Raw genomic sequence first — 23,959 nt, forward strand, 5'->3', positions numbered from 1 at the left:
CGGCTAATGTCTGGCGGGAGGGTTGTGACATGGCGGAGAATACCATCAATGCGGTAACGCACGCGCAAGCCAACCTCAGTCGGTTCCAGGTGAATATCACTAGCGCGGTTCCTCAGTGCGCCGGCAATGATGGCTCGGATGCGCTCAATCTGGTTGTCTGTTTGCGAAAGATAGAGTTCGGTGGTTTGCGTAATGTCTTCTTGCTCAAACTTGCCAGTGAGGGGATTGGCAAAATTTGTGCCGCAGATCCGGTTTGTATCCAGGTTTTGTAAGCGAAACCAGTCACGGTAGCTTTTCTCGTGAATAGGAATGATTTTGATCGCGGTTGCCAGCCGATCGCTGATCCATTGCACTGCTTCAGCCGACATCGGCAGCGGGCTACCCAGGTAAAAACAGTTGCGCCATAGCAGCAGTGGCACCACTGGATGCAGCGAGCTGCGATCAGAAATCTGGCGAAAGAAGCGATCGCTGACATCACGATCCAGTAGCTCAAGATTGATCATGCCTTGAGGGTTGACCAGCAGTTGTTGGGCTGTTTCGCAGGTAATCTCTTGGCGTTTGAGTTGCTTGAAGGCAGAGTTGGTTTGGACTAGAGCTTGAACCATAGGTTTGAGCAAGGAGTGAATGGGGATAACAGTATGATGCTCAGAGGGCAACCAGGTTACCCGTCGTCTTCTACCGCACTGGAATTTCTTGAATGGGTGTTTGTAACCCTGGAACCTGTTGCCAGAGGTCAGAAGGGGTTTTGTAGACTTCGATAGGAGGTTTCTGAGTCTGCCCCGGAACCAGTTTCACTGAAGGGTCAAGCACGTTGTCTGGCGAAGAGGGCTGCCCTCCATCACTTCCTTGGTTAGGGTCAGGTGCTTGTCTAGAAGGTTGCTGTGACACAGGTTTCTTGTCCTTGCAAAGTTTGTTCAGATTGATGACAGTGCCATCACTTTTTTTCATAAAGCATAAGGGAGTGTCCTGGCTTAAAGCCACACTACCGGCAGTTAGTAGCGCAAGGGACAGGGTGCTAACGGTAAAGAATTTGGTGAACATAGGTTTTAGATTAGTGGAATAAGGATGGACCGAGAAAGGGCAAGTCTCAATGAATGTCTAGGATTGTTGGAGTAAATGGATACGTGAAAGAGACATTCCCAAAGGGAGACCGATCCACGTATCCACCCCTAATGATTAAGTGGGAGGAACCGCCGAAGGATACTTACAGCCTTAGCGCCCACCGGTTTGTCGCAATTGCCGTAACATGGGCATAAAAGCATCCAAGGGGACCGCACCATTAACCCGTTGCCCATTCGTGAGCAACCAACCACTGGAAGAATTAATGCCCATGAGCCGAAGGTGATTGTCCGCAATCCGGGTGTACATATTGGAACCGGATGTGCCCGGGGCAGTGTCACAATCGTGGAACAAAACTCCCTTATCCAGCCCGATAAAACGGCAACCGGCATGTTGAGCTGGAGTTGACCCCCGAACATCACCGGGACGCAATTGACTAGCAGTAGGCCAATCATTGGGATAGCCAATGTAGTTAGTGACGCGACCCATCATGCTACGTCCTCCATCGCCATACCCTTCATTGCCCAACGAACCAGTGAGATTACCGAGATTAGTCGTGAACCGAATAATTGCCCAGTCTTTCGCAAAATCATTTGGAGTGGAAGGGCTATGGTGCAGTACCTTCCAAACTCGGTCCACGTTAGCAGATGCAAAAGAGCGGGCAGTGTTGTTGGGGTTTTTCCCATGCCTTGCTGCGTAGGCTTTGACTGAGCGCACCAAGTGACCTTTCTCATCCATAACGCAGTGAGCGTTGGTCAGTCCCAAATTGGGTCCGACGACGGCAAAGCTGCACGATTGATAGAACCCGTCTTGACGTTGGCTTTCGAGTTTTCCAAAAGCTGCACGTTGTTGACCAGGGCGAGTCAGCCAATTATAGTCAGGCGTAACACGATTGTCTTGTCCTACTACCAATGCTTTAGCTTGAGGTAAAGTTCCAGGTAGAAAACCCAGTGAACTGCTCACTGTCGCTGAGATGGCAGCCGTTAATAGGGCCGCTTTTTGTACACTATTGCTCTTCATAGATTCTCCTTACAAATTGAGAAATGGATACGCCCAACTACAGAAGCTCAACTGAAAGAATTTTTAATGGTCTCTGCCGCTCTTGAATTCCTTCTGCTCTTCTGTACCGCCTTTGTATCGCAGTGGGGACAAAATGGTCGTTAAGGATAACTGTCCCGTTTTCGATGCTTGGATTGTTGTCAATGAGCAGGCTGTCATGTTGATTAACCTCATGAATTAGTTTGAGAGATGCTTCTTGCAAGCCTGTATTGATTCAGTTGGCTTACATACATGTCTCGCGATAGCAGTTCGAGTTTTATGCAAAACCAGTCACTCTTTACAAAACTCAATGACTAGCAAGAATGAATTAGTTAACTAGAGAACTGGCAACAATTACAGCGGTTATCAGATGCATAAGTTACAGTGAGCGAACCAGCCAAGGGCATCATCATCGGCAATGCACTCATTGATAATCTGGGTTAACGCTTGGTCAAGTGCTTCTGTCGTTCGAGCTTTAGCGGAGCGCAACAGTTGCTTGAGTTTGGACCAACATAACTCAATGGGTCAAAGGTCGAGGGAGTAAGGTGGCAAAAACACCACTTTTGCTCCGACCGCTTCGATTGCCTCTCGAATGACCGAGGCATGATGAACGGGTAAGTGATCCATCACAATGATGGCTCCGGTCCATAATTGAGGAATCAAGATCTCCTGACTGTAGAACAAAAACACGTCGGTATTGACACTGCCGACGATGCTCATGGCAGCAATCAACCCATCGATACTCATGCCACCAATCAACGAGATGTTCCGTCCCCCATCACCAGGAACCTCACTGTCATACAAACGCTCGCCAATGGGAGCACGACCGTACAAGCGTGTCATGGCTAGATGAATGCCTGTTTCATCAAGGAAGACTAAGTTCCGAGGGCCGATGGTGAAACTCCACAAGCGATAAGCAAACCGCAGGGCCTTGACCCGTTGCGTGTCTTGTTCAGCCGCAATTAGTGTTTTTTTTGACGCTGAGCTTGAGCTTGCACACCGCTTGTTGCATGGTCGAGACGCTGACCGCTACCCCCGTTTGCGCTGCAAAGCGTGCGCACAACTCTTTGAGGAGGGCATCTGGTTGCGCCGTGACTAAGGCTGCGATGATGGGCAACTGCTCCTTCCCTAACTTGGCAACGGTCTCTCCCCCGTGCGGTTTCGGTTGCACACTGCCTGTTTCTCGATAGTGCCGCAGCAAAGCTCGGATAAACGATAGGCTGACCTTGAAGCGCTTTGCCAGTTGTCGTTGTGCTCCTTCTTTTGCCTCGTACGCAGCGATCCTTCTTTGCTGTAAATCAACCGACAGAGGGGCAGGCATGGATAGCGCTTTCCTGATCTTGCAAGACTCTCTTAAGCTATCAAATTGTGGCTTACTCAATCAACAACCGCTGTAAGACTCAAATGGGTTCCATACACTATCTAAATAGCAGACCAGTGCCAAAACTTTTGTAACAAAAGCAAAACTTTGCAGAGAAACTCCTATTTTTGGTTGAGAAGGGGTAGAAGGTTCTGCAGTGTAATTGTTTTCTCAGTCACAAATGAGTTCAGCCATGCTTGATGCATCAAATGACTAACTTGGATGAGCAACTAAAGCAGCTAGCTATCTCAGCCCAGCAGTCTCCAGCCCTAAGTGATGGGCGACAGATTGCTTTGAGGCAACTAGTGAATGGAATTTTGTCATCCGGCAGGCTTTGTCACCCCCAGCGAGGGTTGTTTTCAGGACGCTATGAGGAAATTTATGATGAGGCCATGCAAGATCTGATGCTCTATGTATGCCGAAGCATTGATAAATATGATCCAGAACGAGCTTCGGTCATGGCATGGGTCAATGTTCTGCTGGATCGTCGATTTTTTCGGGAAGCAGTTCCCAAAGTTTTAGGACAGCCTAGTGTGCAACGTGTCACTTTAGACAACCTTGACGAGCTAGCATCGGCAAACGAACCGCCAGCATTAACTGAACTTTTGAGAGAGTGTCTTGAGACTGATCCAGCCGGTCTTTTCAAGCGTGAGTGCCTTGAAGGACGCTCATCGGTCAACTTTCAGACAGTGGCGCTTAGGCGGCTAGCAGGCATGTCCTGGCAGGAGATTTCGGCAGAATTTGACGTGAGAGTTGGAACAGTGAGCAGCTTTTATAGTCGATGTTTAGCCAAGTTTTCCCAATACATGAAGGCATATTGTCAGGCAAGTTAAATAGGAGGTCAGCAAGGATGAATTTAGATCAATCTTCGATATTTATTGCCCCACTAGGAGCACCCGTACATCGTTTAGCGCAACGATTTTACAACCAACATGCGAATCCTCACATTGCAAAACGAGTTTACTTGAATACATTGGCTGTGTCTGCTGTGCAGTTCTACCTGGAATGCATGGGTATTGAGAGCGATCGCGAAACCAGCCACAGCTACAATTCAATTATGCAAGCCATGATGGATGTAGCAGATCTCAACCTACCAGGGATGGGACGGTTAGAGTGCTGTCCCGTTTTGCCAGAAGCACAGACTATCCAAATTCCGCCAGACGTTTGGTCAGACCGAATTGGCTACGTAGCTGTACAGCTGGAGCCGTCGCTGAAGAATGCAAAATTACTGGGTTTTATCCCATCACCAGGGGATGGGGCCGTTCCCATCCAGAAATTACGATCGCTCGATCAGCTTCTAGAGCACTTACGACAACTAAAGTTAGCCAATCAACCAGCAACTCTCAGCCACTGGCTGCAAGGGCTGTTTGAGACAAGCTGGCGATCGCTCGATGTCTTAATTGGCACTGCGCAGCCGATGGCACTCAGCTTCAGAACTGATGCCTTGGTGAGTGAGGCGACCGTTAGGCGGGCTAAGCTGCTAGATTTAATGCTGCAACTCGACGAGCAATCCGTTGTGCTATTGGTAGCCGTAACTCCTGAAGCAGAGCAGCAATTGGGAATTAGTGTGCAAGTGCATCCGGTTGCTGGAGAGCAATATTTACCCGTTGATTTTACGCTAAGGTTGCTGACAGACGCAGGAGAAGCACTCCAGGAGGTGCGATCGCGCCAACAAGACAATTTTATTAAACTAAAGCGGTTCCGAGGCCGTTCAGGAGAACGCTTTGATATTCAGATTGCTTTAGGTGAGAAAGTCAGTATTACTGAGTCTTTCGTCATCTAACGAGCAGAGTTGAGATAGCGATGAGCCAGCGAGTTGTTTTAAATTTGGGTATGGGAGATTTGTACAGCGGTTTTCCGGCTGTAACGATTCATCTATGGGAAGCCGATGATCCTCATCCGAGTAAATTTGTTGGCAGCTTACCTGCTGCTCCTGAAATTCCTGAGCTCTACCGCTCTTGGCAGTTGGTCTATGAAGCACTGCATGATCGATTAGATTGGCACCCTCGGATTGAAATTGAAGTGGCTGATGTAACAAATGTTTCTGAGATCGAGTTTGGCAAGTTGTGTCAGCGGTTGACTGACCAGATCAATACTTGGCTAAACTCAGAATCCTTTCGCAGCATTGACCAACCACTCCGAACGCGACTCAATGCGACCGATGAAATTCGATTGTTGATTGAAACAAACGATCGCCTGCTGCAAAAGCTACCCTGGCATCTGTGGAACTTTTTTGACCATTATCCTAACGCGGAAGCTGCCCTGAGCACTCCGGAGTATCAGAGAGCGGATCAGGTGCCTACCCAGTCCACCAGCAAGGCTCAGATTTTGGCAATTTTAGGCAACAGTCGAGGCATCGATCTCAATCAAGATCGGGCGTTTCTTGAACGAGTTTCTAGCCAAGCAGAGATTGAGTTTTTGGTGGAGCCGCGTCGAGAACAGTTGAATGCTCGGCTGTGGCAACGGTGGGACATGCTGTTTTTTGCCGGACACAGTTCTAGCAAAGAGCAGGGAGTGATTCAAATTAATCCAACCGATAGCCTGACGCTAGAGCAGTTGCGCTATGCATTGAGACAGGCAATTGCTCAAGGTTTGAAGTTGGCAGTATTCAACTCTTGTGATGGGTTGAGTTTGGCACAGCAGCTAGCAGATCTAAATATTCCGCAAGTAATTGTGATGCGGGAACCAGTGCCAGATCTTGTCGCTCATACCTTTCTCAAGCACTTCCTCAGTGCATTTACAGGCGGACGATCGCTATATGCCGCAGTCCGGGAGGCGCGGGAACGGCTTCAGGGGCTAGAAGATGAGTTTCCCTGTGCAAGCTGGCTACCCGTTATCTACCAAAACCCGGCTGTAGCACCAACAACTTGGCGAGAGTGGTGTGGACGGGTAGGAGAGCAGGAGAGCAGGGGAGCAAGCGAAGCACGGGAGGGGATCAGGAGAAAGCTCGAATCTCGAATCTCAAACATTTTACTGAGCAGTGTAGCTGTCACGGCTTTAGTCATGGGAGTGCGTTGGCTAGGTTGGTTGCAGGCATGGGAATTGCAAGCCTTTGACCATTTGATGCGATCGCGACCCGCCGAACCCCAAGACCAGCGACTCCTCATCGTCACGATCGCTGAAGAAGACTTCCAATTGTCGGAGCAGCAGCAACGCAAAGGCTCATTGTCAGATCTAGCTTTAAGTCGGCTCTTAGAAAAGCTAGAACCCCATCAACCGAGAGCGATCGGATTGGATATTTACCGTAATATGCCCGTTAATCAAGCTTTGCCGAAGTTAGCAACTCGTGTGCGACAGAACGATCGCTTTTTCGCCATTTGCAAAGTCAGTGATGTGGAGAATAAACACCCTGGAATTGCCCCTCCGCCTGAAGTACCGCCAGAACGCCAAGGCTTTAGTGATGTTGTGAAAGATGCAGATGGTGTCTTGCGGCGTCACCTACTTGGCATGAACCCAGATCCGAATTCTCCCTGCGCAGCCCCTTACGCGCTTAGTGCCCAGCTTGCTTTCCATTATCTAGAGTTCGAAGGCCTTTCTGCTCGGTATAACTCAGATGGCAATTTACAATTAGGGCAGGTTATTTTTGATCGCTTGGGCCCTCATCAGGGTGGTTATCAGCAAGTAGATGCGTGGGGCTACCAGATATTACTCAATTACCGCTCCTATCGCTCAGCAAATGAAATTGCTCCAACCGTAACACTGAACGAGGTTTTAACCGGCAAGTTAAAGCCGCATCAAATCAAGGACCGTATCGTTCTCATTGGAGTGACCGCACAAAGCGCCCATGACTATATTCCGACTCCCTACAGTGCTAGTCACGGATTCTATCAAGAGATGCCAGGCGTAATTGTGCAGGCACAGATGTTGAGCCAAATTTTGAGTGCAGTAAAGGATGGTCGCCCCTTATTAAAAGTTTGGACGTTTTGGGGGGATGCTCTTTGGGTTTGGAGCTGGTCTATCGCGGGGGGGGTGTTGGCGTGGAGGTTACGATCGTTGATCCAACAAGTAATCCTGGCTGGGGCTACATTTGGAATCTTACACATTCTTTGCTTTATTCTTCTAATTCAGGGGAACTGGGTTCCTTTGGTTCCGTCAGTTTTAGCATTTTTTGTGACTTATGGAGGTGTAGCGGTCTATATTTCTTTAAAGAAACAGAAGCACTCGTTAACTTCGAAACAAGATTAACTTAAGAACAGATGGAGTTTGGTATGAAGTTGCATTTTCAAATCACTAAACTCGCTTTTGCAATTAGCTTAGTTGTAACTGGTAACACACAGGTTAATGCAAAAGAAACTGCTTCCTTAATTGAGCAAAGCCTGCCCGTAGCCTCAAGTAAACCATTGAATGAACCAATCTTCGCTGCACCACCCTTACCACCCGGTACTGGCGCACCTGGTCGTAGATCGGAGGCTGGCACTCGTGGTTGTGAGATGGCAGGGAAACCAGTTGCATCATCCCAACAGAGGCTGTTTAATGCCTTAGCTCCAGTTTATAAGTCGGTAGATGTAAATTCAGGAGTAGATTCAGAAGTAGTTTTGGGATTGACAACGGCAGCTCGTCCGACATTTTGGTTCTATGTTCCCTATTTATCTCCTTCGACCTATGGAGAATTTGTGTTAGAGGATGAGGCGGGAAAATTATCGGTTTATTCGGTTGCGTTGAATCAAATACCAGGAATTATCGGTCTTACCCTATCCCCGACCGCTACATCCTTGGAAATTGGTAAGCGTTACCGTTGGTACTTCAATGTCTACTGCCAGAAGGACAATGAGTTATTTCGCTTTGTGGAAGGGGATATAGAACGGTTACAGCTAAATCCGAGCCTGCAGAATCAGTTAGAGCAAGCAAGTTTACAACAGAAAGTTCGCCTTTATGCCGCTAACGGTATCTGGTATGATTCATTAACGATCGCTGCTGAGCTGCATCGTAAAAGTCTAAATGACCCGAATTGGGCTACTTTGTTGAGAACTGTCGGCTTGAGTGAGTTTGCTCAAGAACCGATTGTTAGTCACACAACTCTAGAGAAGAAATAGGCAAGATAGTGCTTCAGTCCTATTCAAATGAAGCTTCTACAACCAATTGCCAACCAGAATGTACGGTGCCCAGAACATTGGGCGTTGAAACTTAGGATTCTTGAGTAACGCTAACTGTGCTTGACGAAGCGCCTCAGCTTTCGTAATTTGTTTCTCTGCTAATGCTTTATAGAATTGACTCATTAATAGGGCAGTGGATTCATCATTCACATTCCAAAGAGACGCGAGTGTGCTGCGTGCCCCAGCTCTAACAGCAACTCCGGCAATTCCCAATGCAGCTCGTTTATCGCCAACAGCCGTTTGACACGCACTCAGAACCAGCAGCTCGATCGCTTCCGGTCTAGTTTCGTCTCTGCCTCGCAGAAGATTACTTAACTCGTTGACGTTAATAGGCTTATCCCAAGCGAGAACAAATGTTTGATCAGCATTAGAACTAAATTGGCCATGAGTTGCTAAATGAACCACCAGGAAGGGCTGCGAGTTCATCTGTTTCTGCAGCATTTGGCTCGTAAACTGCTGGTTGAGCAGCACTTGACTGGGCACCGCCGATTTAATCTGCTGCAACTCACTGGGCACATTCGGTAGTTCCGAAAATCCAGGTGAACGACGCTCACTGACTCCAGCCACCAAAGCTCTTAACTGTAATTGTTTCAGTGGCTTAGGGTCAACTAGCTGCAGTCCTGGAGCCAAGGCGAGGCTATATTTCTCAACAAGATACTGATTGCCATCGTACAGGACTGCCATCGGAATGTTTCTCAAGTCTCCATCTAAGATGAACACCAGAGTTTTGACTTGACTTGTGGCTAGAGTCTTTGCGATCGGTCGAATCAGCCAGTTATAAAGCTGTTCAGACGAAGCTTGAACTGACTGTAAGGTGTGAGGCTTTCTTAAGTCCTGTCGCAGTTGATTGATCGTGGTTTCAACTTCCCGTTGAGAAACACGGGCTGTGTAATGGAGTAGTTCCTGCTGCTGAGGTAGTTTGAGGATTACTTCTAATCGATCTGTCAAAATGATTGGATAGATGGCTGCTCCTGCTTGAGCTTCCTGATCGATCACTTGATCAATCTGACGCTTGGCAACTAAACACGCTTCCCGGAAGAAATTGTCGAGTTCTGCAAGCTGCAGGGATTCAATTACCTCACGGGCTTTCTGAAGCTTTTTCTGGCTGATAGCCGCCTTGTTGCTAGCTAAAGACTGAGACGCTTTCTCTGAGCCGCTAGGCGAGTGCAATAGCAACTCAACATACTCTCGATAAACAGGTTCTATCTGCTCTCGAAATGAAAATTGCACATCTGATTTAGCAGCAATTAAGTCATAGCGCAGCGACTGAAGCGATTGAACAGCGACAGCATAGGACGCGATCGCCGCTTCAATTTGCCCTTGGTCCCTCAGCAATCGCCCCAATTGCCACTGCCATCGGTAAGCCACGTCAGGCATATTAATTGCTTGAGCAATCACTAAGGCTCGATGAGTCAACGCTTGAGCATCTGATAACTGCTTGTTTCGTTCATACAGCTTGCCCAATGTGCCAAGCGCGTAAGATTCTGCTCGTGGATCTGCTAAGGCACTCGCTTGCTGAACCGTTGTAGCAAGCAGCTGAGCAATTTGTTCAGAATTCGGGTTTGTTCGGCTGCTTAACTTTATCAAGCTCTCAGAGAAATTGATTCGAGCATAAATTGTAGACCGATTCGCTGGTAACCGCTCAATTTGAGTTTGAATTTGAGGAACCAGTGCTTGAGCTTCTTTTCGTTGATTATTTTCTATTAGCAGACTCAGTTGATTTAGCTGAGCCTGAATGCGGGTAATTGCTGAAGTAGAGGTTGCTGCAGCCTGCTGATAAAACGTTAGAGCAGATGAAACATTCTGCTGATTACGAGATTGAGTACGAGCAGCGTTACCCAAGCTGAGCAGCGCATCACTGACAGCTTGAGGGTCTGATAATTTTTGCGCGATCGCCAAGCTCTGTTGCAGCAATTGTTGAGACGCTTCCAAATCACCCGTCACTCGTAAAACGTTGCCTAAACTACGTAACCCTGTCGCTTTAAGAGAGCTATCCGGTTCCTTTTGCAGGGCTTGCTTTGCTTGATCGAGTACTTTCTCTGCCTCACGGTACAGTCCTAGAGCTTGTAAGGCTTGTGCTTGATTAATCTGATTGCGAATGAATTTAGTATTGTCACCTAACGTTGTGTAAATCTCAGCAGATTGTCGCCAGGTTGTCAGCGCTGGTTCAGCTTTTCCCTGGCTTAATTGAAGCCGCCCTTGCACGTCTAGCGCCTGCGCCAGAATCTGCAGGCGATCGGAGTTTTGACTTTGGTTAGATTGCAGTAGATTCAAACTCTCGCTCACGGTCTGCTCCGCTTCTTTCCACTGACCGAGCTGCTGGTAAGCCAGAGAGAGATTACTCAAGGCCATGGCTTGCTGTAGCGTGTCTCCATTGGATTGAAGAGCAGCAATCGCTTGTTGCCAAATTTTCACTGCTTCAGAGAAGCGCTCTGTCTCATAAAGCTGTCTCCCTTGCTGCTCTAAGCTCTGAGCGTCAGGTAAGTGTTGTGCGATCGAAGGATGGGTGATCGCATGAGCAAACGTGGGTGGCAATAGCGCTGTCCCCAGAAACAACGCCAAACAAATCAGCATTCTGCCGACGCGAAGCAATGCTATGGAGAACACACGCTGCGATCGACACCGCACTTTAGCGGGAGTAACAAACCGTCGTCTTGCCATCTTACCTCTCAAGGTTTAGCTGCGATTTGCTGCAATTAACCGCCGTTGGCTGAGGGCGATCAGGTGTAGTAGCGGGTGCTTGAGCAACAAGGATAACGTCTCTATTGCTATTGATGATCCAACCTTGAGCTTCCACAATCTCTTGAGGAGCCGGTCGAGTTGACGGTGTAGAAACGGTTGGATTAGAACGATTGGCTACGTTTGGACTCAGTGTCACTAAATCCATGGCAACAGCATCCCCGCTTAACGCTTCACTGGGATTTGGGGGCAGCCCACCCCGACCGGTGATGACGAATCTGCTCGCTGCTTGATTGCCAGTTGTTTGACAGCCTTGGGCGACTTCTGTTTCAACTGGCTCGGTTGGCAAAACAACTAATCCTCGGTTGGGGTCAACATCGGGTGTGTTATTTTCCACAACCCCGTCTATGCCAAACTCGGAGCTGGCATCAATGTCATTGGTGCCATTGCCCCGAATGGCTCTGCGCTCCTCTAGCCCAAAGATGCCTTGAGCTTTGATCTGAATTCCGCCTCCCTGTCCTTGGAAGGCATTGGCAATAATGTCACTATCTTGATCGGGAGCGGCAACGATAAAACCAGCGGAGCTGTCGATCGCAATATTGCCGCCCTTGCCTGTACCACCCGCCTGAGCTGAGATCAGGCTTCTGTTGCGTAACAGGATTAGATCGTTCACCGTTAGATCAATATTGCCGCCTTCGCCACTGGCAGTAGACGCGAGGAGCGTGCCGCGATCGAGCAACAGTGTTCCAGCTTGCAGACTCAAAATTCCGGCATTGCCTTGCCCTTGGCTATCCACAGCTATCCTGGCACTATCTAGAACGCTGACCCGAATTGGGTCAACAAAAATGCTGCCACCCGCACCTGTAGAGTTGGGTGTAGTGCTGGCAAACAAGCCTGTGCCATTGCCGGTGAGCAATAGCTGATTATTGGTATTCACAACAATATTGCCTGCCGCCCCACTGCCAGCGGTAATGGAAGTCACTTTGGCTCCCTGGCTAAGGTCAAAGTTGTTGGCTGTGATGTTCACGTTACCTGCCTTACCACTAGCAGAGGAAGAGGCAGAGACTTCAACGCCATTAGTGAGAGTCAAGTTTCCAGTCGAAATCTCAATATTCCCAGCATTACCGCTGCTGGTAGCCTCTACAGCCAGCTTGCCGGGACCACTGAGGGCGATCGAACGGGGAGCTTGAATAATCAAATCACCACCATTGCCACTACCAGAGGTGGAAGCCGAGATCTGAGAACTGGGAGCCAGAGTGACGTTCAAATCCGGTTGATTGTTGTAAGGATTGAGCCTGAGTGTCCCTGCCGGTGCTTGCCCTTGGGTTTCAGCAAAGACGCCCACAATCCCTGCTAGATTCATGGTGGAAGCGTTGAGGGTAATGCTACCACCGCCATCCAAATTGGTAGCGGTGGCAGTAGCGGTGGCGGTAATGCGGGCTTGATCCGAAAGCGTCAGATTTTGAGTGTTCACAACAATGTCTCCTGATCGGCCCGCTCCACTGGTTTGTACTGAGAGCACGGGGGAGAAATCGTTGACTCGCCTCAGGTCTACAGCCGTTGGTGCAGTGACAAAAATGCTGCCGCCAGCCCCACTGCTGGAGGTTTCGGCTAAGACTTGAGCATTGCCAGCCACGACTAGAGTGGGAGCATCGAAGCGGATACTGCCTGCCTGCCCGCCGCTACTGGTTCTGGCAGAGATGGTACTACGATTGGTGATCTCGATGCCTCCATTAGCTTGAAAGGTGATATTGCCTGCAGGATTACCGCCACGAGTATCACTTTCGATCGCGCTATTGCTAAACGTGAGATTGCCTATGCTACTGACTTTCACATTGCCTGCCTGTCCTCTGTCACCTAAATTGATTCGGAGAGGTCGATTAGGGGGACAAGAATCGAAAAGACATACTTCTACTTGTTGAGCTGTTAGGATGCGAGTATTGGCAACCTGGAGATTGTCAAACCCGGTTACCTCTACATCTCCAGCGAGATCACTAGAGGCAACGGTATTGACTGTCAACCCAGACACTTCGCTGCCCGCTTCCAGAGTCACCTTACCGCCATTCCCTGAACCTCCCTGCTGAGAAACAGCAAACGAATTTAGAACGGAATCTCTACCAGAAACCGTTCCACTCCTAGCGCTTAAACGAATAGCTCCTCCGTTCCCCGCAGTGCCTGAGGTCGAGGTCGAGGTCGAGTTCAAGTCCGAGCCGGAGAGGGAGATATTGCCGAGGTTGGTAGAGAACAAAATGGCTCCCCCATTTCTCGCAGTGCCCGAAGACGAGGTCGAGTATGAGTTCGAATCCGAATTTAAGAGGGAGATATTGCCGAGGTTGGTAGAGAACGAAATAGCTCCCCCGTTTCCCGCAGTGCCCGAAGACGAGGACGAGCGCGAGAACGAGTTTGAGGTCGAGTTGATTAAGAAGATATTGCCGGAGTGGGTGGCGAAGGAAATGGCTCCCCCACTCCCCGCAGTGCCCGAGAACGAGGACGAGTTCGAGTTTGAGAACGAGTTGGTTAGGGAGATAGTGCCGAGGTTAGTAGAGAACGAAATGGCTCCCCCGTTCCCCGCAGTGCCCGAGGTCGAGGATGAGGTCGAGAACGAGAACGAGCCTGTTAGGGAGATAGTGCCGAGGTTGGTAGAGAACGAAATGGCTCCCCCGCTCCCCGTATCGCCCGAAGACGAGTCCGAGGTCGAGAACGAGAACGAATTGGTTAGGGAGATATTGCTGGAGTGGGTGGTGAACGAAATGGCTCCCCCATTCCCCGCAGTGCCCGAAGACAAGGACAAGGATGAGGTCGAGGTCGAGGTCGAGGTCGAGGATGAGGTCGAGAACGAATTGGTTAGGAAGATATTGCCGGAGTGGGTGGTGAACGAAATGGCTCCCCCATTCCCCGCAGTGCCCGAAGACGAGTCCGAGGACGAGTTCGAGCGCGAGCCTGTTAGGGAGATAGTACCGGAGTTGGTGGCGAAGGAAATGGCTCCCCCGTTCCCCGCAGTGCCCGAGGTCGAGCGCGAGCGCGAGAACGAGTCCGAGTTTGTTAGGAAGATATTGCCGGAGTTGGTGGCGAAGGAGATGGCTCCCCCGTTCCCCGCAGTGTCCGAAGTCGAGAACGAGGACGAGGGTGAGGACGAGGACGAGAACGAGTCCGAGTTTGTTAGGGAGATAGTACCGGAGTTGGTGGCGAAGGAAATGGCTCCCCCGTTCCCCGCAGTGCCCGAGGTTGAGTCCGAGGACGAGGGTGAGGACGAGGACGAGAACGAGTCCGAGTTTGTTAGGGAGATAGTACCGGAGTTGGTGGCGAAGGAGATGGCTCCCCCGTTCCCCGCAGTGCCCGAGGTTGAGTCCGAGGACGAGTTCAGAAGAATAGAACTGGATGGGACGGGAGGGGCGATCGTAATATCTCCCCGTCCATACACCCGAATGTCGCCTCCATTTCTTTCAGGAACCCTTGTACTGGTATCCACATTCCCCCGAATGGTTATCGTCCCCGGCAAGTTGTTGGGACTGAATTGATTGGTCAATAACACCAGTCCCCCGGGTTGCTCAATCCGAATGCCTTGCGAGAAGCGAGAAGAATTAAGCACTTTGCCATTCAAGGTTATATCCGCTCTTACCGCTGTACTCGTGAGGTTAGGAACAGGCGTGACCGTGCCTGCCAAGCTAGGACCAGTGGGTAAGCCGCCCAACTGCGCCCAATCTACTCCCGCTCGAATGTCCACCGTAGGCTGCTGGCTCCCATCGATCGTGATCGGCACCAGCACCGAATCAACACTCCTGACCGTGCCATCACTATTTAAGGTGGCTCGATACTCCGTCAGGTTAAACCTTGCCAAGTCAGCATAGCTCTTGCTGCCATTAAACAGCTTCGTATTGTTGGGATTAATCGTCGTGGCAGTATCCCCTGTCCCAGTAATCGTGGCAGTGCCCAGCGTGACACTCCCCCCTGCCAAAATATGCAGCGATGCCCCGATGTAGTCGCCCAGCGTTACATCACCATTGGTAAAAATAATTGGGTCATTCGGACTAAGTAGACTACCAGGACTGCCATCCAATTGCTCTACCCGAAAATTACCCCCCGCATGAAAATGGGCATCTCCGATCGCCGCATTGCTCGATCGCAACACCAAATCTCCCCCTGACCAGAAGCCGCTATTGGGATGGTTTAGGGCAAAAATATCAACGTTGCTACCCTGTACCTGTAATCTGCCACCCGCCACCGCAATCAAAGGATTGGTTGCAGTATCCCGTACCTGCACCGTGTCCTGAGCTTGCAACGTCAAGTTTCTGCCAGCCTGTAATGTCCCCTGCACATCCAGATTGCCTGCTGCCAAGGTCAGGTCTTGCCCCACCGACAGATTGGCGCGATTGGCGATCGTCGCCGCAGTGGAGCCATACTGCAATCCAGGTGTCACGTTTACTGTTAGCAGTGGAGCCGCTTGCGGATTCGTAGCGCTAAACTCACTACCGTTGGGAAAGGTGAAACGATTCGCGGTACTGGCAACAAATGAACCATTCACATCTAAACGAGCATTCGGTCCAAAGACAATCCCATTGGGATTGATCAAAAACAGGTTGGCATTGCCCAGCACACCCAGCCTGCCTAATATGTCAGAGCGGCTATTACTAGTGACTCGGCTCAGAATATTCTCAATGCCAGCAGGATTGGTGAAATAAGCGCCTCGGTTCTCGTTGATACTAAATTCACGAAAACTATGAAACAGATTACTGCCGCGCATGGCTCCGCCATCGATTTGGTCACTGGGAAGACCATTCACAACATTCGGTGTAATAACTGAGCTTTCACTCCCCAACGTGTTATCGGGTACAGGCTGAGCCCAGGCATAATTTGTAGAAGAAAAGATTCCTGAAGAGAATTGTGCTAACGCTCCAGCGATCGCCAAGCTTAAGGTCCAACCCCAATGTCTCTGGCTTTGAGTCATGTTGAAACAGCCTCTCCAGTGGCAGCAGTTGATAAATGGTAGCTGGCAGTCACTTAGAATAAGTGACTCCCGTTGCTTCTTCTCAGACTGAAGCACTCGAAAACTCTGCGATGTTCACAAAACAACACAGTTTTTGGAGTTGCCGAGTGAGTTGTGGAGCAAAGAAATGTAGGGTGGTAGGCAAAATCGTCCCAACTTTATTAGTCCCACGTTAAGTCTGCTGGTTGTGCAGCCGTGTTGCCAATTCAGGTAGGGACCCAAATCTAATTGAAATTTTTCACCAGTAATCAAGTTGTGCAGAAGCCAAACCGTTTTCTTGCTATTCAGTCCCCAGCATTCGATCGAGATGCTTGGCAGTTTGCAAATAACTGGCTGGAACGATGGGGTGTAGCAGCGGGCGCTTGGGCTATGAGCATCACATCGCCGCTCTGATCAACAATCCATCCCTGCGCTTCTACAATCTTTTCGGGGTTCGTTCGAGTGGAAGATAGGGAGGGAGCAGGACTTGATCGCTCCTCTGCTCTTGAATTAAGCGTCACCAACCCCACATCCACAGCATCACTACTGAGTGCTTCACCTGGATTGGGTGGTAAACCCCCTCGCCCAGTGACAACAAACCGGCTGGTCGATCGACTACCAGTCTGACAGCCTTCTGCCACTTGTGGGGTGGTTGGTTCTACGGGTAAGGCAACTAAGCCACGGTTGGGGTCAACCTCTAGCGTATTGATTTCCACGACCCCGGCTACTCCAAATTCAGAACTGGCGTTAATGTCACTTAAGGGACTCAGGCGTTCCCGAAACTTCAAGCCGTAGATTCCTTGGGTCGTGATGTTGATATTTCCTCCCCGACCACGAAAGGCATTAGCAATGATGTCGCTGTTTTCATTTGGAACAGCAACGATGAATGAAGCATCGATTGTAATATTGCCACCATTGCCATTGTTACGCGCTTCAGCGGAGATCAAGCTGTTGCGGCGCATCAAGACTAAATCCTGTGCCTGCAAATAAATATTACCACCCTCACCAAATGCAGTCGTAGCTCGTAGCTGACCTTGATTGTCTAGCAAAATAGAGCCAGCCCCGACAGTTAAGTTGCCTGCATTCCCTGTTCCTTCGCCGCTTACACTTACTCGTGCACTATTCTGGACACTCAACTGTCCGGTTTCAATTCTTAGGTTCCCAGCATCTCCTATTCCTTGAGCCTGGCTAAACAAACCACTCACCTTACCTAGCGCTGAAGTACCGCTCACCTCTACAGATTCTGAAGCGGTTATGCTCAAGTCCCCCCCAGCCCCCTCGCTGTTACCAAAAGTGCTAGTACCTACCTCTGCTCCATCTTGGATAGACAATCGCCTAGTTTGAATCGTCAACTCTCCCGCATCTCCATCCCCCTCAGTATTAGCAAACAATCCACTAGGAAATCCTCTCTCGACTGAAGTACCAATTACCTGCACTGAATCTGAAGCGCTCACCCTCAATCTGCCTCCATCTCCTGCACTAAGAGTACTTGCTGAAACCTGTGCCCCATTCTGCAACAGCAAATCTTTAGTCGTAATTGATAGGTCTCCTGCATCTCCAGTTCCTTGGGTGTTAACAATCAAACCAGTCGGAAACCGACCTCTCGTACCACTGAGGTGTACCGAATCTGAAGCCATCACAGTCAAGTTTCCACCCTCTCCTACTCCAGTGGTACCGGCTGCAATCTGTGAGCCATCCTGAAGCATAAGGTATTTGGTATTGAGCGTTAGGTCTCCTGCAGTTCCCGTTCCCGAAGTTTGAGTAGTTAACTGGTTAGAGCGCTGATTGTTGGCTGAAACACCCACCAGTTGTACCGAATCTGCAGCCTCCACAGTCAATCTGCCTCCATCTCCTGTACCAAAGGTAGCGGCTGCAATCCGTGATCCATTCTGTAGAAGCAATTTTCCAGTGTCGATTGTTAAATTTCCCCCTTTCCCTTCACCACGAGTGCTAGCTGAGATCTCGGCACCATCTCGGACAACCAACTGTCCAGTTCGAATGGTTAAATCTCCAGCACTTCCAGTTCCCCCCTCAGCTTCGGTGGACAAGTTGCTGGGAAATCGGCCGGTGGGTGAAGCACCAATTATCTGTACCGCACCCAAAGCCTCCACTGTCAACCTTCCCCCTTTCCCTCCACCGCGAGTGCCTGCAGAGACCTCTGCACCATTTCGAATAATCAAAGTTTCAGTTTGAATGGTTAAATCCCCAGCATCTCCAATTTCCCCAACGGCACTGGTATACAATCCACTAGGAAAGAAAAATTGACCATTCGAGAAGAATTCACTCACTTCTACAAGCTCTGTGGCAAGGATGCTCAAGTTCCCTCCAACTCCATCACCAGGGCTACCGGCAGAGATAAGTGCTCCACCTTGGAGTCGCAACTGTCTGGTTTGAATGGTTAAGTCCCCGGCATCTCCAGTTCCACGGACGGTCTCGGTAAACAATCCACTGGGAAAACCATCTGCTGAGAAACCACTCACTGCTACAGACTCCACGGCAAAAACGCTTAAGTTTCCTCCGGCTCCATCACCAAAAGTACCGGCAGATACTTGTGCACCATCTCGAATCATCAACTGCCTAGTTTGAATGGTTAAATCTCCAGCATCTCCAGTTCCAAACGTCTGAGTGAATAAGCCACCGGGCCCACTGGCAGTAGTGCCGCTTAGTTGTACCGATTCAGTGGCGTTCACACTCAAATCTCCTCCTGTTCCCGCCCCTAAGGTACTATTCGTCATCCAGGCCCCTTCACTGAGCGTCACAGCTCTACCATGCACCTGAATACTGCCGCCGCGAGTGCCATTAGCATTAACGACAGCTCCGTTGATGAGCGATATATCTGCTCGTGCAGCACTATCGGCAAAACTCAGACGCAAGTCACTACCATTAACACTCAGTCCAACGGTACCAACACCTGCCACACCGCCTAACTCAACCCGTCCCTCTGGAGCTGTCAACCGCCCTTTGTCTAACCTCACATCACCACCCACTAGTAGCAGGCTTTGTCCCCTGTCCACGGTTAGTCCTGTAGAGTTTGCTGTCGATCGATTAATGATGGGTTGAGCCGCAATTTGATTGAACAAAAGCGCAGAAGGATTCACTGTCAGTAGCGGCAGATCATCGGGGTTGGAAGCAAGACTAAAGAAGCCTTGGTTACTAAACTCGACCCCATTCGCTGTCGTTGCAATAAACGAACCACGAATATCTAACCGGGCATTGGGACCAAAAATAATGCCACTGGGGTTCATCAGAAATAGACTGGCTCGATTGTTACTACTAATCGTTTGGATCAACCCATTAATGTTGGAAGTAGACCCTCCAGTAACACGGCTGAAGATCGTAGTAATATTCGGCGCATTAAGCAGGTCGAATGTGGCAGAACCCCCTCTGGGAATGGAAAACTGACCAAAACTGTGGAACAAGTTATTGCCTCTGGCAGTGCCGTTGGTAATGGTAAATCTGTTCCCAGCAGCATTGACCGTGGTATTAAGGGTGCCATCAGGGGTGACTTGGGCAAGGACAGAACTTCTGGACCAGAGATCTGCAATAGAAGCCTCTACTACCGTTGCACCAGCACTTAAGCACGCGATTAAACCGAGTTGATAACTCCAATACTTCCAGCTTCGAGCCATCTCAGAATTTCCTCTCCAAAGCAGTTGTTGAAGTAATGACAGTCCTAGCCCTAAGAATATACGAGAACTAAGATAAGTGTTGTGCCTACCATACAAAATCATTCCTTAAGACTAATTGCAGATTAATCTGCGATTAGTCTTAGTAACTTCTCGAACTAAATATGCAAAAATCCCTATCGAGGCTATCACCGGGTGTCTAGCCCGAATAAATAACTGCTTGACCCGCTCAATTTATCGAAAGGGCAACATACCAGCGACGTTATTGTTCATCCAAGCGACTCAGATAAAGATTCATTTGAGCATGCAAGTCTTTCACCGGATGTGCTTCTGATGTCTGGCAAATTGGACAGCAGCATTGATGGACTAATCGTTCGGACGTTGTTCTGGAAATTCATCTCAAGGTTGAGCAATATTTTACCCAGAAACTGTGAAGTTATTTCTTAACGACACCTTGGGCTAGATACTGTTTTGCACAAGAGAGAATTATGAACTTTTGTAATGTATGCAGAGTTTCTCGCGTTTGCAGCCGAGAGGTTTATAGAAGTTGCAACATGATGACTGCCTCAAAGAGCAATCATTCGCAAATCACTTCCTTCGTTCAGTTCAATATTGCTCACTGTTGGATCAGGTGAACTACTGATCGCTTCTCGTGCTGGAATGTCGTTTTCAGGAGCACTGTTCCCATGCAAAATGCTGTAGTACAAAACGCTGAAGCATTACTAGGTCAGGTTTTCAAATTTATTGAAGCAAACTATCACCAGTCGATCGGCTTGAATGATGTTGCTCAAGCAGTTGGTTATTCCCCGGCTTATCTCACGGATCTTGTTCGTCGCCAGACCGGACAACCTGTACATGGCTGGATTATTGAACGGCGGCTGACGGAAGCCTGTCGCTTGCTGCGAGAAACCACCGATTCAGCCAGCCAGATTGCTGAGATCACGGGCTATCAAACAGCCGGATATTTCTTTCGTCAGTTTCGCCAACGATACGGCACCACTCCACAAGCCTGGAGAAAGATTCAACAGATAAAGATGCAGTCATCTGACCTCGATCGTGCTGCACACGCATAACCCTAAAGGAAGCCCCCTGACTATGAAGATCTTACATCGATTGTTCCAGCCCGCAGCCTGGTCAATGACGACACTGTTTTCAGCCGCCCTGTTGGGGGTCGCGCTGGCGCCCATCTTTCTCCTGACTGTCTACCGTCCGTTACAGCAAAGTCACTCTGCTGTTTGGATGCTAGGCGCGATCGCCACAACTATCTCCTTGTTCCTGGCAAGATGGTTAGTTCGACCCGTGCGACTTTTAATAAAGGCGGCAAAGGCAGTAGAGCGTGGGAACTTTGTGCCGCCAGGATTGGCTGAAATTTCTCAGGCGCAAAACGACATTGGCTACCTGGCACGGGTATTTGCCAAAACGGTTGCCAGAGTCAAAGCAACTCAGGAACACCACATGAGTCAGCAGGTTACTGATGTGGTGCTACGGGAGTTAAATGATGGTGACATCCAGTGGTTAGGCACAGTAGGGCACTATCAAGAAATTAGTGCTGGAACGGTGCTGACTCAAGCTGGACGATCGATCGACACCTTTCATCTAGTGTTGGACGGCTCCCTAACAGTGACAGCTCAATTTACCGGAAATCATCTCGATCGCATCTATGCTCAGGAAGACTGCATTTCGGAATGGGAAATTGCCCGGTTGGGTAGTGGTGAAGTGGTTGGAGAAGGTCTGTTAACGGGCACTCACACCACTACGACAACCACTGTCAAAGCGCTTAAACCCTCTCTGGTGTTGTCGATTTCTCAGGCTCAATTAGTCGCTCAATTGAAGCAAGATGCCGGATTCGCAGCGCGGTTTTACCGAGCGATCGCCATTCTCTTGTCAAATCGATTGCAGACGCTGATGAGCCACATAGGGTGCAATTCGCTCACCCAAGATCAACCCTTGCGAGACGTGCTGTCGGTTCTGGGCGCATTATATGACAGCGATATTGATTGGTTAGTGGCGATCGGTCAGCGCCAGAAAGTTTCAGAAAATTCAGTTCTGATTCAGCAAGGTAGACCGATCGATGCTCTGTACATTCTTTTGGGCGGCACCCTATCAGTTTCCACCTTTGATCAGGTTTGTAATCCTTTTATGCAAGCATTTTCAGTGCTGGATATCAGTAAACCGGGGCAGGAAATCGCCCGTTTATCGAAAGGTGAAATAATCGGCGAAACGCTCTTTCTAAATGCTCACTTACCCCCTACCACAATTACGGCGTTGCAAGATTCGCTAGTGTTGGCAATTCCTCGATCACACCTCGCCATCAAACTGGAACAAGATCTTGGTTTTGCCTCTCGCTTCTACCGAATGCTAGCAAACTTACTGTCTAATCGCCTACAAGAGTTACTTGATCGCTTGGGCTATGGTCAGCCGGTGGACAATTGCGTCACATCGCTTAACGGTGCAATTCAAGCGGAGGATGAATTGAATTTTGGTGCGCTGGATCAAATGGCGATCGCGGGCACTCGCTTTGATTGGCTGCTGAGACGCTTAGGCGGTACTGAAGTGGCTTAAGCGATTGGATAGCTGGCTATTCAGACCTCCGAGTTCTTCAAGAACTCGGAGGTCTTTTAGTGTTCACTTAACAACTACTTTCAGGCTTGCAAACTTTTAATTTTCAACTCATTCAAATCAAAATATAAATCCATATAAAAACTAGTTCTACATCTAAATATTGTGCATTGTGACCTATATTTTAATCGATTATATTCGTAGTATCAGGAAGCAAAGAGAGATGAGAACTAGTTCTCTTAAAACTCTCAAAAACCTGTGAAACACCTAAAAAGGAGAAAGAACAATGGATAATTTTGAAGAACAAAAGTCAGTTGTGCTAAATGACCAAGCTTCAGATGAGCTAAGTTTTGAAGAGCTTGAAGCTATTAATGGAGCTGGCTTGATTGATGACATAGGTAATGGTATTGGTCAGGCTGCCCGAGCTGTTGGCAAGGGCATCGCTGATCTTAGTCAAATTCCTGGTCGAGTTGGCCGAGAATTGGGCCGGGGATATCGTGAAGGACTACGCGACTGATTCTATCAAATAGTTTCCCGAAAGGTGTTAAAAGCGAGTGGTCAATTGGCATCTTCACAAAGTGGGAGTGTTTACATTGTTTAAACCCATGTAATTAACTCCCACTCATCGCAACAGTTTTCAGACACAAACAATTCAATTAGGAGCAAGTATTATGTCTTTTGAGTTTGAAAGTGTCAATCATTGTCGGTCAGATACTTCAGGTCTAAATATTACTAGTTCTCATTTATTAGAGGATGAGGACGGTCTTTCAGATGATGAGCTGGAGCAAGTTAGTGGTGGAATAGCACCTTTAATTCTTGTTGGTGCTGCTGCACGCATCGCGGCTCCTTTTGTTCTAAGAACCGCTGCTAAAGTTGTAGCGAAAGCTGCGAGTGTGGAATTTGGGCAGGGATTTGCTGAAGGACTGAGGGAATGATTCTGTCAATAATCTTTACAAAGATGTTAAGAGAGATAGGTTGAACAAAAGTAGGGTGGGCACCGCCCACATTTTCCAAAACGTCCACGCATAGACTTTGTGAGCATTGCCTACCCTACAGTACTGTCAAGTCATTAGCCAGTGAAACCCAACGCTAGAGAAAGTAGGGTGGGCAATGCCCACCCTACTACTTTTCTCAATCAAGGAGGTTAAAAGATGAACAGAGCAAAAGAATCGTTCACTTCCATCTACAAAAAAAGCAGAAACCGAATAAATTTCTGAAGAGAAGATTCTCACAGATGAAGAGTTGGATGTGGTCTGTGGCGGGATCATTCGCCCCTTCAAACCATCTCCTTTTTCTGATCCAACTTCGGAAGGTTGGTGGAATCATAGAGGACTTAGAGCAAGATAGTTGAGTACCAACTTTCTGTAGGGTGGGCAGTACCACCAAAAGCTGAAACATTCCCTAAATAAGAATATGTAGGCACTGCCCACCCTACCTTCTACTAATACGTCTTGAACTATGGAGATATGAAATGCAAATTCAACAGCGATTAGATTATCGACTGTGTAGCCTGAGATAACGAAGCGGTTTACATGGAAACTTACCCAAGATTAAACATCTATTGCTGAGTGTTTTTCTGCTT

General features: G+C 48.9%; 15 protein-coding genes and 1 pseudogene. 8 read left to right on the top strand and 8 right to left on the bottom strand.

Going from position 1 to position 23,959, the window contains the following annotated elements; translation table 11 throughout:
• The 5 genes and pseudogenes from H6F86_RS25435 to H6F86_RS25455 all read right to left on the bottom strand — a co-directional run.
• Nucleotides 1-605, bottom strand: a pseudogene (locus H6F86_RS25435) (type II/IV secretion system protein); the annotation flags it as partial.
• 70 nt (nt 606-675) lie between these two features.
• The gene (locus H6F86_RS25440; RefSeq protein ID WP_190452591.1) at nt 676-1,041 is read right to left on the bottom strand and encodes a hypothetical protein; all 366 of its coding nucleotides are present in this window, start codon (nt 1,039-1,041) and stop codon (nt 676-678) included.
• Nucleotides 1,042-1,212: 171 nt separating this feature from the next.
• Nucleotides 1,213-2,079, bottom strand: a complete 867-nt coding sequence (locus H6F86_RS25445; RefSeq protein ID WP_190452593.1) for a trypsin-like peptidase domain-containing protein — start codon at nt 2,077-2,079, stop codon at nt 1,213-1,215.
• Nucleotides 2,080-2,622: 543 nt separating this feature from the next.
• Nucleotides 2,623-3,006: a transposase gene (locus H6F86_RS25450; protein ID WP_277881714.1), complete on the bottom strand. Its 384-nt coding sequence runs from the start codon at nt 3,004-3,006 to the stop codon at nt 2,623-2,625.
• Between the two features lie 43 nt (nt 3,007-3,049).
• The gene (locus H6F86_RS25455; protein ID WP_190452595.1) at nt 3,050-3,418 is read right to left on the bottom strand and encodes a transposase; all 369 of its coding nucleotides are present in this window, start codon (nt 3,416-3,418) and stop codon (nt 3,050-3,052) included.
• Between the two features lie 248 nt (nt 3,419-3,666).
• Here H6F86_RS25455 and H6F86_RS25460 point away from each other — a divergent pair, with 248 nt between their 5' ends.
• Genes H6F86_RS25460 through H6F86_RS25475 form a run of 4 tightly spaced genes read left to right on the top strand, consistent with a single transcriptional unit; the run spans nt 3,667 to nt 8,490 of the window.
• Nucleotides 3,667-4,290 (top strand): sigma-70 family RNA polymerase sigma factor, encoded by a 624-nt coding sequence (locus H6F86_RS25460; protein ID WP_190452596.1) that lies wholly within the window; start codon nt 3,667-3,669, stop codon nt 4,288-4,290.
• A 17-nt stretch (nt 4,291-4,307) separates the two neighbouring features.
• Complete coding sequence (locus H6F86_RS25465) at nt 4,308-5,240, top strand: DUF1822 family protein (RefSeq protein WP_190452597.1); 933 nt, start codon at nt 4,308-4,310, stop codon at nt 5,238-5,240.
• A 20-nt stretch (nt 5,241-5,260) separates the two neighbouring features.
• Nucleotides 5,261-7,642: a CHASE2 domain-containing protein gene (locus H6F86_RS25470; RefSeq protein ID WP_190452598.1), complete on the top strand. Its 2,382-nt coding sequence runs from the start codon at nt 5,261-5,263 to the stop codon at nt 7,640-7,642.
• Between the two features lie 23 nt (nt 7,643-7,665).
• Entirely contained in the window at nt 7,666-8,490 is an 825-nt protein-coding gene (locus H6F86_RS25475) for a DUF928 domain-containing protein (RefSeq protein ID WP_190452600.1), read from the top strand.
• A gap of 36 nt (nt 8,491-8,526) precedes the next feature.
• On the opposite strand, the gene H6F86_RS25480 is transcribed toward H6F86_RS25475, so the two are convergent.
• From H6F86_RS25480 to H6F86_RS25490, 3 genes are all read right to left on the bottom strand, one after another.
• Complete coding sequence (locus tag H6F86_RS25480; protein WP_199305506.1) at nt 8,527-11,211, bottom strand: CHAT domain-containing protein; 2,685 nt, start codon at nt 11,209-11,211, stop codon at nt 8,527-8,529.
• A 1-nt stretch (nt 11,212) separates the two neighbouring features.
• The gene (locus H6F86_RS31755; RefSeq protein WP_199305507.1) at nt 11,213-16,174 is read right to left on the bottom strand and encodes a filamentous hemagglutinin N-terminal domain-containing protein; all 4,962 of its coding nucleotides are present in this window, start codon (nt 16,172-16,174) and stop codon (nt 11,213-11,215) included.
• Nucleotides 16,175-16,497: 323 nt separating this feature from the next.
• On the bottom strand, nt 16,498-19,821 hold the full coding sequence (locus H6F86_RS25490; RefSeq protein ID WP_190452602.1) for a filamentous hemagglutinin N-terminal domain-containing protein: 3,324 nt from the start codon (nt 19,819-19,821) through the stop codon (nt 16,498-16,500).
• A 683-nt stretch (nt 19,822-20,504) separates the two neighbouring features.
• Between H6F86_RS25490 and H6F86_RS25495 the strand changes: the two genes are divergently transcribed.
• The 4 genes from H6F86_RS25495 to H6F86_RS25510 all read left to right on the top strand — a co-directional run bounded on the left by H6F86_RS25495 (nt 20,505) and on the right by H6F86_RS25510 (nt 23,312).
• Nucleotides 20,505-20,891, top strand: coding sequence for an AraC family transcriptional regulator (locus H6F86_RS25495; RefSeq protein ID WP_190452605.1), 387 nt, complete (start codon nt 20,505-20,507; stop codon nt 20,889-20,891).
• A 22-nt stretch (nt 20,892-20,913) separates the two neighbouring features.
• Entirely contained in the window at nt 20,914-22,380 is a 1,467-nt protein-coding gene (locus H6F86_RS25500; RefSeq protein WP_199305508.1) for a cyclic nucleotide-binding domain-containing protein, read from the top strand.
• Between the two features lie 283 nt (nt 22,381-22,663).
• Nucleotides 22,664-22,894, top strand: a complete 231-nt coding sequence (locus tag H6F86_RS25505) for a hypothetical protein (RefSeq protein ID WP_190452607.1) — start codon at nt 22,664-22,666, stop codon at nt 22,892-22,894.
• Between the two features lie 154 nt (nt 22,895-23,048).
• On the top strand, nt 23,049-23,312 hold the full coding sequence (locus tag H6F86_RS25510; protein ID WP_190452608.1) for a class IIb bacteriocin, lactobin A/cerein 7B family: 264 nt from the start codon (nt 23,049-23,051) through the stop codon (nt 23,310-23,312).
• Nucleotides 23,313-23,959: the final 647 nt, after the last annotated feature.

Source organism: Phormidium sp. FACHB-592, assembly GCF_014695795.1.
GTDB lineage: Bacteria > Cyanobacteriota > Cyanobacteriia > Leptolyngbyales > Leptolyngbyaceae > Stenomitos.